This window comes from Xanthomonas sp. WHRI 10204, assembly GCF_040202875.1.
GTDB lineage: Bacteria > Pseudomonadota > Gammaproteobacteria > Xanthomonadales > Xanthomonadaceae > Xanthomonas.
This window is the reverse complement of sequence record NZ_JBEGDW010000002.1, coordinates 618,890-633,399: the sequence shown is the minus strand read 5'-3', so window position 1 is coordinate 633,399 and position 14,510 is coordinate 618,890. Positions and strand designations below refer to the sequence as shown.

The window sequence follows — 14,510 nt, the reverse complement described above, 5'->3', positions numbered from 1 at the left end:
CATGAACATCTATTCGCTGTTGGACATCGCTGTCCAGTTCAAACACCGCGTGCTGCTGCGACCACCAGCCAGACCGGTGGCCGATCGCATGTGGTTCAACGTCGCCGCACGCTTTGCCAACGTTCGCGGGCAAGTGAACGCCCATAACAGGGTGTCGAGCCGCACGTTGGTGGTGCCCGCCGGTTACGGGCCCAAGGCGGAGGCACTGGGTGCCGTCTACGACGCAACAACCAACACCTACGTCGTCCCTGATGCGTTGGATGAGAATGACGCGAAGTTCGCACCGTTCTGGCCCTCTGCTCCGCGGGACCTGCAGAACCAGGAAGGACGTGCCGAGTTGTCGAGGGACGGCCAGGTCATTGAAAGCCTTGTCCATCCGCACGACCGCTTGCAAGGTGGGGACAGCACCGCGCTATTCCTGATGTATGCGGCCCTGCCGATCATCGCTGCCGTGATCGCCGCCGTGACTTCGATCCCCTTTGTGGGTTGGTTGGGTTGGGTGTTGCTCCCGGCGGTGGTGCCCTACATTCGCGCGATCGCGCGCAGCGAGAAAGCGCCCGAGGCATTCAGGGCAACCGTGCTGACCTTCATCCTTCCCCTTGCAGCAGCCAAAGGGTTCCTCCTGGCGGCTGGATCCAACGACCTTGTCTTTGGCGTGTTTGCAACGATTCTCAACGTCTACCTCTTTCTCGGACTGCTCTATTGCCTGATTGCACCCGTTGAGCAGGAACAGGAAGCCTGGGGCGGTCGGTGGACGCGGATCAAAGGGTTTGCGTTGTGGAACACCGCCGGCTTGGGCGCCATTGCCATGACGATGCTCTTCCCGCCGGTCATCGGCGGCTTCCTCTGGTTCGTGATGGCGGGAGCTTATGGCTTCGTCTATTACGCCCGGGATTACAAAGAACGGACCTTGGTCCTTCAATCCCAAAGCGCGCGCTTCAACCTGGGCAAGCAAGGCCTCATGGAGAACTTCAACAGCCAGGCGCTGGAGACCCAGGTCCGCAAAGCGCTGGCCGACCCCAGCCCCTTCATCCAGTGGGGCGTGGCGTTGGGCCACCTGCGGAAGAAGGGCGTCAAGAAATCCTACGACACCAACTCGCCGGCCGGTATCTCCGTTGAAGACCTCTTCATGCACGCCATGATCTGGGCCGAAACCGGCATGGGCAAGTCGGCTTACATCCGCTGGTTGATGGCCGAAATCCTGAAATCTGGCTATCCGTGTGCGTTCGCCGTCTTCTGCGGCAAGGGCGCCTTGGCGGGCGAGGTCCGCGGCATGCTGGACATGGTGATCGAGACCGGCGTCCACCTGGGGCTGATTGAAGGCTTGGACGCGCAGGGGCTGAAAGCCGCGCTGACCAACACCAAGATGGAAGACGACAACGCGGACATCTGGACCGGCATTTCGAGCTTGGTCATTGACCACGCCGCCGTGATCCTCGAAGCGCTTCATCACCATGAGCTCAAGCTGCGTGCGCTGGACGCGGCGAAGAAGCTTGAGTTGGAGACTGAAATTGAAGGATTGCTCCAGGTCAGGGATCGCGAAGAAGCCAATGGCAGAGACGTTGCTGACATTGATGAAGCATTGACCAGGCTTGGCAAGGAATTGGATGAGCGCATTCACGCGCTTGCTGAAGAGCGCGAGTGGAAGTGGACGCTGGAGCGCTTCGACAAGCTCATTCAAGCCATTGGAGACGTTCGCACCAACAGCAACATTCCCGGCGAGGGCTTGTTGGCTGCGGCCCGCTACATCGGTGTTCAGCCCATCCACCTAGGCAACGACGAAGATTTCATTGCGCGCAAAGCCGAATGGGCGGAGCGACTGGCCAGGGCCCCGCAGACCATCCATCCGGATCTGCTACAGCCCGGCTCGCTGCTTCAGCAGTCGTTCGGCTGGGTGTTGAAGACGTGGCCGGCCTTTGCCGCAGAGACCCGTGGCAGCTTCATGGCCAACGTTCAGAACCGGCTGGTGCCGCTCATGCGCGGCAAATACCTGGTGGACGATCAAGGGGTGCCGTGGCACAGCATTGAGCACGGGTCGGTCAACGTTGGGGACGTGCTGAAGGGGACGTCCATGGGCGTCAACGTCCCAGATACCCGGCACGGGACGGCCGGCATCTTGGTCCAAAACCTCATCAGCCAACGGCTCTACACCGGCATCAAGCTTCGTAACGAAGTCAGCGAGGCCGAGTGGCGCGCACGCGGTGAGCTGCCCGTCATCCAGATCATGGACGAATGCCAGAACCTCATCGGCCGGGAAGAGCAGCGCATCCTGCCAATCTCGCGCTCAACCAAAATGGCGTGTATCTACGCCACGCAAGGTTACGAAGGGATCTTGGCCAAGCTGCCGGAAGCCGCTGCCCAGCAGTTCTGCAACAGCTTCCAGAACTGGGCCCTGTATCGCACCTCGCCTCAGAGCTACGAATACATGGAGCTGCGCTTCGGGGTAGAAGAAATGACAACTTTTCGGAGCAAAAGTGTCGGTCTGGATTACGACGGCGGGCTTGACATGGTCTTGGACAACGCCTTGTTCGATCCCAACCACCCCAATGCAGCCGGCATGAAGCAGCTGCGCAAGGCCGGTGCTGGTCGCGTAGTGGCTACTCACATCGACCCCGTCAGCAAGGCTCGATGGGTGGGACAGAAGTTCACAGGCATCCAGGCCACAAAAGACCTCGAGATCCCAGCAAGCGGGCGTCGCGAGTCCCAGCCGCTGTTCTCCAAGTCCGAGTTCAATGGCCTGCTGAACCAGCAGGGCCGGGCCATCCTCTGGTTCAACCGCGCCGGGGTTCGGCGTGCCGACATCTGCAAGACCCCGTTCTTGCCCTTGGACCAGGTCGACGATGTGGTCAAGGCCATCAAAGCATCAAGGGCGGCGTAAGCCTCCCTCCCAGCCATCCCCCACCGTAGGAGCCAATCAACATGAACAATATCGAAAAAGACCAGCACTTCCGTAATCGCATGGCCGCTTCCACCAGCGACGACGCCAAGCAATGGACCTCCCTCGACCGGAAAGCCGAGAGTGAGCAACGGGGCGTAGACAAGATGCAACGCTCGCTGGACAAGCGCCTTGATCCGGAGCGCATCACCCAGTTGGAGGAGCAGGTTCAGAGCCTGGGCCTTCAACGCCACGAGATGGAGGTGGCTGGGCGCCCCGGGCTCTTCCTTCGTAAGCAGCGGGCCGAATACGATGAGAGGCTGAAGAGCATCGAGACCGGCCTGAAAAAGGCCCGTCACGACATCCGGGAATGGTCCCGGCAATCAGAGCCGGAGGTGGTCGCCAAGCACCAGGCACGGATGCAAGGCAAGCAAGACGAGCTCAACGAGACCGTCAAGCAGCGCCAGGGACTGGGCATGCTGCCCTCGGAAGAGAAAAAGCAGGAACAGCGCGTCGATGGTGGGGTTGAGACGCCGATGATGCGGGTGGACGAGTGGCGGAAGAGCCGTCAGAAGGCCCATCAGGAGCAGGGAACGCATGCCGACGTGCCCCAATACGGTCATGGCAAGTTCGGGTTTGCCACCTTCGCTGCCACCGCCAAGGCCGAGCAGGAAAAGATGCGCAAATACGAGAACGAGTTCGACTGGCAGAAGCAGGATCGCGAGCGCCAGCCCAACGTCTTCCGTCAGTGAAGACCGACGCTTCCCATAAAGAGCTCTTCGGGGCCCTTTCTGTATGAAGCGTCGAATCATGAGTGGCCCGATCTACCCATAAAAGCAACGTCAAAAGCGGCTCAAAGCAACAGCATGGATGGGGTTTGACAAAGGAAAAAGCGGACGCATGCTGAAACAATGAACAACAACAACCCCAAGCGATTTGTCAGGCCCAAACGAACCGCAGTGCTCAATGCACGGGTGGAGCCCGAGTGCCGCGAAGCCCTGGAGGCGTATGCGCGCAAACACGGTTATTCCCTGGCAGACGCTCTCTCCCGGCTGATCAAAGCCCATCTCATCAAGCAACAACCAACGAGTTGACTAAACAGAAAAACTGCCGGGAATTTCGCATTTTTGCGCTTGCCAATGTGTGCATTTGTGTTTGACTGGGGTTACACAAAACACAATCGGGGGAGGTCCCTATGTATATTTTCGCTGATGCTTACGAATATTCCGTGGATAACGTGGGAAATCTGTTGCTCACGCTGGGCGGATTTTCCGTGGTGAGCTACGTGGTCGCCAACGTCGCAGGTTGGCTTGCATGACGGCCTGGCTCCGGGAGGACTTGGAGCAAATAGATCTGCACATCGTCTTGTTTGTCCTTCAGGCAGGACTTCTAATCGGCATGGCCTAGAGCATCGAGATTTGTAGCTGATTGCCAAACTGAAAAAAAACGGTATGCAATGGGGATGGAACCCCACATCAACAATCAAGCAAACCTGAGCGGGGGCGATTTTTTGAATCGTCCCCATGAGTCGTTGCTCCACCCCATCCTTCACCCGCTGACCCTGGCCCGGTTCTACGGCAAGCACCACGAAGCGCTCGTCACCGCTGATGCTTGGCAGGCGCTCGCCTTGGCCGAGCAGTTCTGCCGCGAGGACCAAGTGGCAGGCTTGGATACCTCAACACCGGCGGGTTTCGACTGGGTCATTCGATCCAACCACCGGTTCGGGGGGATGGATTTGGAGTTGTGGAAAGGTGCATCCGTAAAACTTATCCACGTCACCGAGCCCGCAACGCTCGAGCAGGCGCTCGATAGGAGCGCTTTGCAGCACCCGGTATTGGCCCATGCTTACACGAATCTACTCGACGACCAACGCGCCGGACTGCTGTCGGAGCTCCGCGAATCGATCGATCAGGTTCAGGCCAACCGCACCGCCGCCCACCGGCTTCAGGCCATGCGGGCCCAGCCTGAGCTCCCCTCGCTACCCCTACCACCCCTGGACATCGTCGGGCTGCTTCAGCGCTACGAAGTCCCAGAGGACCAAGCCAAGGCCACCGAGCAGCACCTCATCCAGACCCACGGCGGCGCGCTGACCACGATGCACGGGAGCGAGGTGCTGGCTGCTGCTTTTCAGCACTGCCAGCACTCTGGGCTGTTCGGGGCGCCGTGGCAGACCTGGCTGTGCGAAAACGCCACGCTGGGAAACCTGGCCGCGGTGGACGCGTGCTTGGGCATGGGCGCCGATCCGAACTGCCCCAGTGCCCGTGGGTTGATGCCCATCCACTTGGCCGCACGGCAAGGTGAGGGCGCCATCGTCCGGCGTTTGCTCGAGCGCGGTGCTGATCCCGCGATTGAAGGGCCCTCCGGGACGAGGACGCTCGATATGGCAGCCGGTCAGTTGGTGGCCCAGACCTACGTCGCGCTGGGCTTGGCAAAACGCGTGAGGCACTTCCCTGCTGAAGAACTGGAGCGCTACGGGGTAGACCCCGTGCAAGCCGCTGAGCTGGAACAGCGGCTAATCGCTTCTCATGGCGTCCAGCTTGCTCGCTTCCACGAAGCCGAGGTTCTTGCATCGGCGCTCGCGCTTCGAACCTATCTGCCGATCCGAGCGCCCCTCCAGCGCTGGTTGGAGGAAGGAATTTTGCTGGAGTCACCGGAGGTTATCGACGCTGCGCTTTTCTTGGGGGCGAATCCAAACCTTGCGAATGAGTCGGGAGATCGTCCTCTTCACCAGGCTGCTCGCATGGGCGCCCACGCCATCGTTCGCCGGCTGATCGAGATTCAGGCTGATCCTTCGCTCACCAATGCCGTTGGCGAGTCCCCGCTTCACTTGGCCGCTCAGCACAAGCATGGGCGGGCCTGCCTGGAGCTGATGGCCGGGGGAGCTGATCCCAATCAGCGGGACAGCGGCGGCCGCAAGCCGGGCGAGATCCACAGGGAACAGAACAAGGAGAAAAGACGTGTCATCGATCTATGACTGCTGGTCGTGGCAGGTTCCAAGCCACGTTCCGCCCAGCCAGAAGGTGCGTTACTGGCCTCAGGCGCTTCTGTCGGCTGCCTGCATCGCCAGTCTGTCCTATGCCGCGTCGCTGTGGCTGGTCTGGCAAATCCCCAGCACTCATACGTTGATGAATTTCGGCCAGGCGCTCACTGGTAGCGTCGCAGCGCTGGTCAACGCCGCCACGGCCACCATGTCCCTGCGTGAGCCAGCCGCAGCCTGGTGGGACCTGGCACGCGAGCAGGCGACCGTCGGAACCCTGGCCCGGGTGGGCATCGCGGCTGGAGTGGCTTGCTCGGCGGCTGCCTGGGTGACGCGTCGCGGCCTGATTCCCCGGTCCAACACTTGGCACGTTTCTGGGGCGCAGTTGCTTCAAGGCAAAGAGGCGTTGACTGAGGCGCGCCGCCGGTCGCTCAAGAAGCGGGAGCAGGCAAACGAGCTGCATGCGTTGTCGTTGCACCCGGACTGGGTGGTCTCTAAGAAGCTGTTAGCTCGCCATGCGTTTCTTTACGGTAGCGTTGGAAGCGGGAAATCCGTGATCCTCAAGCACCTGCTGGCGCAGGTCGTTGAACAGGACAAGAAAGCCTTTATTTTCGACATCAAAGGAGACTTTAGCAGCACCTTCAAGCGTCCGATCATCGTGTGCCCGTTCGACAAACGCAGCTATGTCTGGGACGTGGGACGCGACGTGGCAACCGTCACTCAAGCCGCTGCCTTCGCGCAAACCATCATCCCGCCCGAAGAAGGGGCAGGAGCATTCTGGGCGTCTGCCGCTCAGGCAATCGTTGAAGGCTGCGTCCGAGAGCTTCAAGCGACGCGAGGGCAGGCATGGGGGTGGAGCGAACTGGCAGATCGACTGGCACGAGACGCGATAACCATGCACGCCGCGCTCTCTATCGCTTACCCCCGCGCCGCTGTCTTGATTTCTAATGTCGAAAGCGGCACGACGAGCAGTGTGATGGCATGTGTCGCGAACGGAACAGCGATCATCGAGCGCCTGGCGCTGGCGTGGCCGGAGCGCAACCCAGATCGCATGTTCTCCATGCTGGATTGGATCCGCGACGACTACACCGGGCGCAAGCAGGTCATTGTTCAATCTGGCCCGGATGAAGTTCTGGCGCGCAGCTACATCTCCGCCATGATCAATGTCACGGTGCCGGAGATCATTGGGCCAAGCCTGCCGGACGACGAATCTGGCCGCTTCCTGGGCTTCTTCTTTGATGAGTTGACCTCTGCAGGCAAGCTCAACATCGAGCCGCTGCTAGCCCTGGGCCGAAGCAAAGGCGTGGTTGCAGCCATGGCGGTTCAGGACTGGAGCCAAGTTGAAAAAGTCTACGGCGATAAGACTGCCCAAGCTTTTTCTGGGTTGGTTGGCACACACATTATCTGCCAACTACAGGTGGGCGAGACGCGGGATAAGATTTCCAGGAACCTGGGCAAGCGCACCGTGGCGTGGCGCACCCACGACGACAAGGCCACCGTTCACGAGGAAAGCAAAGCCATCGTTGCGCCAGGGCGGCTCACCGACGATCTGGGCTTTCGCAAAGGGAAGGCATTCGGCAAGGAGCGCTGGGGCATTCGGGCCCTCGTTCAGACAAACCTGGATCTACTCATGCTGGATTGGCCGGGTGTCAGTTACCCGAAGGTGCGGGAGGGACAAAAGCGGGCTCGGTGGACGAAGCAGGGCGCCCAGCCAGTGGAGCAGAAGCCTATGCCACCCAGCAACGCGGAGAGCGCAGCAGAGGTCCAGCGCGTGCTCAAGATGACTGCGGACCAAGCCACGGCTGAACTGGGGAGGCGAGGGCGCGCGCCGCCACGGTTGCGTGCGGTTTCTGAGGAAGAGCTCGAAGCCATCTTCAAGAAGTAAAAGATGCCCCGATCCTTCCACAGATCGGGGAAGTTGCAGATAGGCCGGGATTCAAAATTCGGGCATCTCCCCAATCTTGACCCGATCATCGTTCTGAGCAATTCGCAGGACGAACTCGATATCGGCGCCTGGCGTGATGGTTGTTTCGTTTTCTTTCCCTGAGCGGACGCGGTGTCCATCCGCAAGAAGCTTGACCACGTCTGCCGTGGATTTCGCTCCGCAGGAGCGCCAGACGTTTCTATTTTTTTCCTTGTCGAACGTCAACTCCCAGAGGTTTACATGCGAAACTCGGTTGTCGTCCTTATTTGCACGCCTTACTGCGGTGATGCAATAGTCAGTCATGTTTTCCCCCGCGCTAAGTGGATGCCCGGCTGTTCGGTGCTAGATGTCTATGCGGCTTGGGGAGCGTGCTTTCAAGGGGACTTTCTTTGGCTCGATGGACAGACGTTAAATGTTGCCCTTGCCAAGCGCTGACCTTCTGTTATGGGTTTATAAGCAACCCGACAGGAGGCCCCCATGATCAACGTCACCCCATTGACCGCCCAAGGCAAGGACAGCAAGTCCGGCGCAGCCGTCGTCGAATACCTGATGGCCACCGAGTATTACCTCAACAAGGATGGCCATGCGAAGGAGGCCATGGCGTGGGGCGGCAAGATGGCGGCTCACCTCAATCTTCTCTCTTCGACGGTGACACGCGAGCGCATGACCAAGCTGGCCGCGGGCTTCGACCCAGTGACGGGAAGGGCGCTTTGCCAGAACGCAGGGCACAAGGGGAGGGTGCGGCCAAAGGTGGACAAGAACGGGGATCCCGTCATGGATGCCCAGGGCAAGCCCGAGGTTGTTGTCGTCGGTGGTCACCGGGTCGGCTACGACGTCACGGTGTCGGCGCCCAAGGACGTGGGGATCCTGTTTGCGATGGAGTCGCCCGAAAAGCGCGATGCCGTGCTCAAGGCGCACCAGGCCGCTTCTGCAACGGTGATGAACCGGCTGGAATCGATGGTCGAGACCCGCCGCGGGAAAGGCGGCAAAGACGTGATCGGCGTCAGCGGCTTGGTGTGGTCCAGCCACCAGCACTTTGCCGGGCGAGACCTGGACATGGATCTCCACACCCACCACCTGGTCTACGGGGTGGCGTTGGGCGAGGACGGCAAGGAATCGACCTTCGATGCCGTCGAAATCTACCGGCATGCCCGGGCCATGGACGAAATCTACAAGCTGGAGCTCTACAAGAACCTTCAGGACTTGGGCTACCAGGTCGAGCACGTCCGGGAGCTGGACGACGACGGCAAGGAAACCAACCGATCCTACGCACGCCTGGCCGGCATCGACCAGGACGTCATCGACCACTTCAGCAAGCGCCGGAAGGCCCTGCTCGAATACGCAGAACAGCATGGGGTCACCAACCAGCAGGCGAACAAGGCCACCCGCAAGCACAAGCACGAGCCCACGTATGCCGAGCTGGTGGAGCACTGGCAGGAGACGTTGAAGGGCTTTGAGCTGACCCCGGAAACGTTGAAAGCAGCGCAGGGCAATCTGGACGCAGTGGAGCACAAGAGCGACGCCGAGTTGCTGGAGCTGCTGCATCAGAACGAGGCGGTGTTCAACGGCATTGATCTGGTGCGGGTGCTGGGGATGGAATACGCGGGCAAGTTGGACGCGGCCGGGCTCGATGCCCGCATTGAACGGTTCAAGCAAGACAATGGCCTGGTGCTGGTCAACGCCGAGCGCCTGGCAGACGAAGACCGGGGGCTGACGCTGGCCCGCAAGCACACCGAGGATCGGTTCTGCGCCCCACGGATGCTGGAAGCGGAGCAGGCGGTGGTGGGCATTGCCAACCGCCGTGCCAATGAGACCCAGCACCACGCCAGCCCGGAGACCGTGAAGCGTGTCATCGCGGACTACGAACAGGCCAAGGGCTTCCAACTGTCGCAAGAGCAGCGAGTGGCCGTGAACCACATCTGCCGCGGCAGTGGTGGAGTAGCGAACTTGAGCGGCCTGGCAGGCACGGGCAAGACCACGATTTCGGAGCTCTACAAGGAGGCCCTGGAATCCGAAGGCATGGTGCTCCTGGGGGTGTGTGTGTCGAACAAGGCCGCCCAGAAGCTTGAGGCGGAATCGGGGATGCCCTCCACGTCTATGGCCCAGATGCTGTTCGATTTGGATGAGGGGAAGCGCTTGCTTCAGCCCAACGACGTGATCGTGATCGATGAAGCGGGCATGGTGGATACCCGCGACACTCGGGCCTTGTTGGCCCATGCCGAGAAAGCGAAGGCCAAGGTCATCCTCCAGGGCGACGCAGAGCAGCTGCAGCCCATCGGGGCCGGGTCCGGCTTTCAGCTCACCAAGCAGGCGGTGGGCGACGTGAAGTTGACCGAGATTCGCCGGCAGGCGCGGCAGGAGGACCGCGAGACGGCGATGGGATTCTATGCTCGGGACGAGAACGGCAAGGTGATAGATCTGAAGCAGGGCACCCGCAGCCGGCGCGAAACCTTGGAGATGGGCGATAAGCAGAAGGAGCGGTTGTTGGACTCCATCGTGGAAGCGCACTCCCAAGAGAAGTCCATCGAGCGCCTGGTGAACGACTTCTTCAAGAACCCCGCCGCGCCGGACGACAAGCTGGTGCTGGCGCACAGTCGGGCCGAGGTGAGCGCTCTCAACGCAGGCATTCGCCAAGGCTTGAAGGAGCGTGGCGAGATCGGCACAGACGAGGTGGTGGTCGAGGGGCGCGTCAATGGTCGCAAGTTCGACTTGGCCCTGGTGAAGGGGGATCGGATCATGTTCACCTCGAAAAGCAAGCAGATGGGGGTGGTCAACGGAACCCAAGCCACGATTCAGTCCATCAAGCCGTCACGAAGGGGTGGCTACGACATCACCGGCATGCTGCGGTCAGAAAACCCGAAGGAGAATGGGCGCAAGGTGGTGTGGAACACTCACGAGCACAAGGCTCTGGTCCACGATTATGCGATGACCATCCATAAATCGCAGGGTGCCGGGAAGCGAGAGGTGTTCCACCTCATGAACCTGGGGATGATGGACAACGCGTCGTCGTTGGTGGCCTTCACCAGGCTAACGAAAGGCAGCTACAAGCTGTATGGCACCTACGACGACGTGGAGCAGCTCAATACCCGGTTGGGGTTGGAGCGATTGAAGGCAACCGTGCTCGATGCCGGGGTCAAGGAGCGGCCGGCGGCCATCCCGCCAGCCCAGCGTCCCGGGGCACAGGTCGGGGTGCTTCAAAGCAAGCTCGATGCGCTATTCCACGAGCACAAAGAAGGGCCAGAAACACGACGGGCAAAGAGTGACGGCGAGCGAAAGGCACGCCGAGTGCTGGAGGTATTGGATCTGGCGGGACGCCGAGCGACGTCACGGGCGCTGCCTGTGGACTATGTGCATTCAAGCAAACGTTCCCAGCAGGGCATGGTGCGTTAACGACGCCACCAACTCAGTCACCAGCCCAACTCGAATAGCCAGCTTGGCCGTGAACGGCCAAGCTGGTGTGAAACGGCTAGGCGTTCCTTTCCATACGCTCGGCGAACTGCACGTCTAGATCGTCAGAATCGTCATCACGCCAATCGTCGTCCAACGCTGCGTCCTCCTTGCTTTCTTCAAAAATTAGCCCGGATCGACCCGCTTTTATGTAGGAGAGCTCACCCCACACCTCCAACGTGTGCCCGTTGAACATCCGGTCACCGTCAGGGTCATACTCGCCACTCATGGTGCCACTCGCCTCGATGGCCCACCTATCAGTGCTTGCCCAAAGGTCGCCGCTGTCTTCTGGCGGTTCAAGGTCGGGGGAGTCGGGGAAAGCTGCATTGCAACCGGCCATGGCGGCGGCCGTGTTTTCGCCATCTGCGATTTCCCCTTCGAGCAGCTCGCGTGCGTGGCTATCCCAGAACTCATCGATGCCGTCATAGACGGGAACGGGGAAGGTCGACATAACAGCGGCCTTACACGCATCCAGCGACCGCGGCACACCCAGCTTGTTCGCACGGTCCTCGGCCAACGGCATGTTGAGCACGTAAAGCTCTGCGTCGGCCAAGTGATTCTCGAGAGAACTGTCCGACTCTTCGACGCAAAGCGCGGCAAAGCTACGGTAGCCCAACATGGCCGAGATCACTTCCACGAGGTGGGAGCGTTTGATCACGTGGCCCGCGTGAGACATGCTCTGGGAAGCCGCAAAAGCGGCAGAACTGATAAAGGATTTCATCGGTATGCTCTCGTAACTGCTCGGTGCGCTGGACCTTTTGTCGCCTATCGAGCAGCCGGCATGCCGGGAAGGATAGGGAGATCAAAAGCGGAACTACATGTCTCAACAGCTGCCTTCTTCAAGCGGTCCAAAGCTTAGGCGGGCGCCTACTTAAAATCCTACTCCGCGCCAGCTCAGTCCGCAAGTGCAGTCCCTAGAGCCGGTTAGCCGGCTCCTCCATCAGGCACGCGGGTTGTGCCCTCCTGGGTGCCTAAAGCGACGATCGCGTGGCCAGCACAACCAGCATCACGAACGTTGGGTAGAGAAACAGCCATTTGAATCCAGCCCAGAGGAGGCCGCCGTTGGTAGCCACATGCCTTCCAGCCGCTGGAGCGTTTGCTGGCCAGACAAATCCATGTGCCAGGTTTTTCATTTCCCATGTCGTCCGCCGACGGGGATCCCGGATGAGGACGCCCGGGGGCTTGGCGTAGATCCGCCAGCCTTTATGAAACGCCTTGTAGCGCCACGCGTATTCGTGCAACTCGGCGTCGGCTTGGGTGCCCGTCGTGACGCCCAGGGGGACAAAGGAGAACGGTTTGCCTTGCCATCCCCCACGGGGGCTCCGGTGCTGCTGCTCCCGTTGATTCAAGTCCACGGTTTGCCCCACGTAGCAACACCCATTGTTAAAGAACAGGCCGTAGAGGTGCCGAGGGCGGGGCAGGTATTTTTGATTGCGTTTCCAGATCAAGGGTCCTCCATAAATGAGTATTCCTATATACCCATAGAAGAGAAACTCAGTTCGTCAAGGTCCACCGACGAACAAGGGCCCCGAAGGGCCCTTGCCGAGATACAGACCACCTCCTCTCGCTGCTACGGAATGCTTTAACGCCCCAAGTTGATGCTCACCCCAAACCCGGCCACCGGCTTGTTCCCTGAGCCGAAAGACAGGCCGGCAGAAACGCTGGTGCGCTCGGAGATACGGGCCCCCCAGCCAATGCTCACTGCCGCCTCGCCCCCAGAGAAGCCGACGCCCATGTTGAGGTTGACTTGGCCCACCGCCGTTCCGCCGTTCTGCGCTGCAGCTGTCGCCATTTGGCTCATTGCGCCGAGCTGTGCTCCCAACGCATTGATGCGACGGTCCTGATGACGCACGCGGCGGTCGGTGTCCGTCCAGCGGTCGTTCCAGGCTTGCTGCGCGTCCCAGAGTTGACCGCCGTTGACCGCGTCCGTCGAGCCACGCTCGACCCGGCCTGCTTGAACGTTGCTCATGCGTTGATTGCCTGCATTGATCCCCGCATTGGTGACCGAGGGGCCCCCTTGAATGGAGACGCCTTGGGCGTTGACCGTGGTCGCGCCGACCTGGACAGATCCAGCGTCCGAAAGCTGCACGTTGTCGCTGACTGAAACGGTTTGGCTACCGTCCGCGTTGGTGGTGACCTCAACGTTTTTGCCCGCCTTGGCCACCGAGCCGGAACCGGTGCCTGCGGTTCCGTCCACGCCATCGTTGCCGGCCGGCCCCTGCGCGCCGGACTCGCCCTTCAGGCTCGCCAGCCAATCGCTTTCGTTGCCTTGGAAGCCGTTGGTCAACGCGACCTCGTAAGCGCTCAGACCGTCTGCGCCGCGTGGCCCGGGAGTGCCAGAGCCGCTACCCGGGGTTTGTTCAATAGCAGTGACTCGACCATCGAGATCATCGAGCGCGGCGCCAACCGTTTGGTGAGTCGCACCGCTGCGAAACTGGTAGATCGGCGCCACGAAGTTGCCGTTAACGAAGGTAGCGCCCCCGCCGAGGGATTGAACCGCCGTCCTCACCTGGCCCAGGTTTGCCGCATCCGTGTCCGACGTTCCTGCTCGAAGATTGGTGACCCGGCGGGTGCTTTGCCCCGTCGACGAGACGTCGCCCAGGCTGACCTCATCAGTCGCCCAGCAACGGCTATGAGAGCCCAGGGCGACACAATCCTGAGCGCGGGCCTCAGCCCCAACGCCCAATGCTAGCGACTGAAATGCATCTGCAACGGCAGAAGTGCCAATGGCGACGGCATGGTCAGCATTTGCCTCTGCCGAGCTGCCTTGAGCAATCGATGCATTGCCCCGTGATCGGCTGAAGTAGCCCAGAGACATAGATAAGTCGCCGCTGGCTTGCGCTTGAACCCCTTGAGCCAAAGATTTAACACCGGTCGCGACGGCTTGTGCTCCAACTGCTACCGCGTCTTCGCCACCAGCAAAGCTCGAAGTGCCGATGGCAATAGTGCTCACTGCCGCCGCATTCGCGGCCTGACCAATGGCCACCGAGTTCTGGCCCGAAGCCTGGGCATTGGTGCCGGAGGCTTGCGCGTTGTCACCGGAGGTATTGGCTTGGACACCGGTCGCCACGGCTCCATTACCAGTTGCGGTGGCGTAAGCCCCCGTCGCGGTGGAGTTGGGGCCAGAAGCTTGGGATTGTTCCCCTGTGGCCGTAGCGTTCGGCCCGGAAGCCGTGGCTCCCGAGCCGGTGGCGGTTTGCGCATAGAGCGAGGACGCAAACAAAGCAGCGCTGACCACTGCGGTTAAAATAGAAAAACGGCATGCAGGCATGAAAACCCTCCCGAGT

Annotated in this window: 11 protein-coding genes; 7 read left to right on the top strand and 4 right to left on the bottom strand. The window is 60.7% G+C overall.

The window, feature by feature from the left end; genetic code table 11:
* Nucleotide 1: 1 nt before the first annotated feature.
* The 6 genes from ABQZ00_RS13490 to ABQZ00_RS13465 all read left to right on the top strand — a co-directional run bounded on the left by ABQZ00_RS13490 (nucleotide 2) and on the right by ABQZ00_RS13465 (nucleotide 7,737).
* On the top strand, nucleotides 2–2,878 hold the full coding sequence (locus ABQZ00_RS13490; protein WP_323538087.1) for a hypothetical protein: 2,877 nt from the start codon (nucleotides 2–4) through the stop codon (nucleotides 2,876–2,878).
* Between the two features lie 41 nt (nucleotides 2,879–2,919).
* Complete coding sequence (locus tag ABQZ00_RS13485; RefSeq protein WP_323538088.1) at nucleotides 2,920–3,627, top strand: hypothetical protein; 708 nt, start codon at nucleotides 2,920–2,922, stop codon at nucleotides 3,625–3,627.
* A 159-nt stretch (nucleotides 3,628–3,786) separates the two neighbouring features.
* Nucleotides 3,787–3,969 carry a hypothetical protein gene (locus tag ABQZ00_RS13480; RefSeq protein ID WP_316691597.1) on the top strand — a complete coding sequence of 61 codons (183 nt, stop codon included), beginning with the start codon at nucleotides 3,787–3,789 and terminating at the stop codon, nucleotides 3,967–3,969.
* Nucleotides 3,970–4,070: 101 nt separating this feature from the next.
* Entirely contained in the window at nucleotides 4,071–4,193 is a 123-nt protein-coding gene (locus ABQZ00_RS13475) for a hypothetical protein (RefSeq protein ID WP_275544259.1), read from the top strand.
* 144 nt (nucleotides 4,194–4,337) lie between these two features.
* Entirely contained in the window at nucleotides 4,338–5,849 is a 1,512-nt protein-coding gene (locus ABQZ00_RS13470) for an ankyrin repeat domain-containing protein (RefSeq protein ID WP_323538089.1), read from the top strand.
* Nucleotides 5,833–7,737 carry a type IV secretion system DNA-binding domain-containing protein gene (locus ABQZ00_RS13465; RefSeq protein WP_323538090.1) on the top strand — a complete coding sequence of 635 codons (1,905 nt, stop codon included), beginning with the start codon at nucleotides 5,833–5,835 and terminating at the stop codon, nucleotides 7,735–7,737. The genes ABQZ00_RS13470 and ABQZ00_RS13465 overlap by 17 nt, the downstream gene beginning before the upstream one ends.
* A gap of 51 nt (nucleotides 7,738–7,788) precedes the next feature.
* On the opposite strand, the gene ABQZ00_RS13460 is transcribed toward ABQZ00_RS13465, so the two are convergent.
* Nucleotides 7,789–8,079: a hypothetical protein gene (locus ABQZ00_RS13460; protein ID WP_323538091.1), complete on the bottom strand. Its 291-nt coding sequence runs from the start codon at nucleotides 8,077–8,079 to the stop codon at nucleotides 7,789–7,791.
* A 174-nt stretch (nucleotides 8,080–8,253) separates the two neighbouring features.
* Here ABQZ00_RS13460 and mobF point away from each other — a divergent pair, with 174 nt between their 5' ends.
* Nucleotides 8,254–11,166: a MobF family relaxase gene (mobF, locus tag ABQZ00_RS13455; RefSeq protein ID WP_323538092.1), complete on the top strand. Its 2,913-nt coding sequence runs from the start codon at nucleotides 8,254–8,256 to the stop codon at nucleotides 11,164–11,166.
* A 76-nt stretch (nucleotides 11,167–11,242) separates the two neighbouring features.
* On the opposite strand, the gene ABQZ00_RS13450 is transcribed toward mobF, so the two are convergent.
* The 3 genes from ABQZ00_RS13450 to ABQZ00_RS13440 form a co-directional block, all read right to left on the bottom strand.
* Complete coding sequence (locus ABQZ00_RS13450; protein WP_323538093.1) at nucleotides 11,243–11,944, bottom strand: hypothetical protein; 702 nt, start codon at nucleotides 11,942–11,944, stop codon at nucleotides 11,243–11,245.
* A gap of 250 nt (nucleotides 11,945–12,194) precedes the next feature.
* Nucleotides 12,195–12,671, bottom strand: a complete 477-nt coding sequence (locus tag ABQZ00_RS13445) for a GIY-YIG nuclease family protein (RefSeq protein WP_323538094.1) — start codon at nucleotides 12,669–12,671, stop codon at nucleotides 12,195–12,197.
* A gap of 134 nt (nucleotides 12,672–12,805) precedes the next feature.
* Entirely contained in the window at nucleotides 12,806–14,494 is a 1,689-nt protein-coding gene (locus tag ABQZ00_RS13440) for a YadA-like family protein (protein ID WP_323538095.1), read from the bottom strand.
* Nucleotides 14,495–14,510 lie beyond the last annotated feature (16 nt).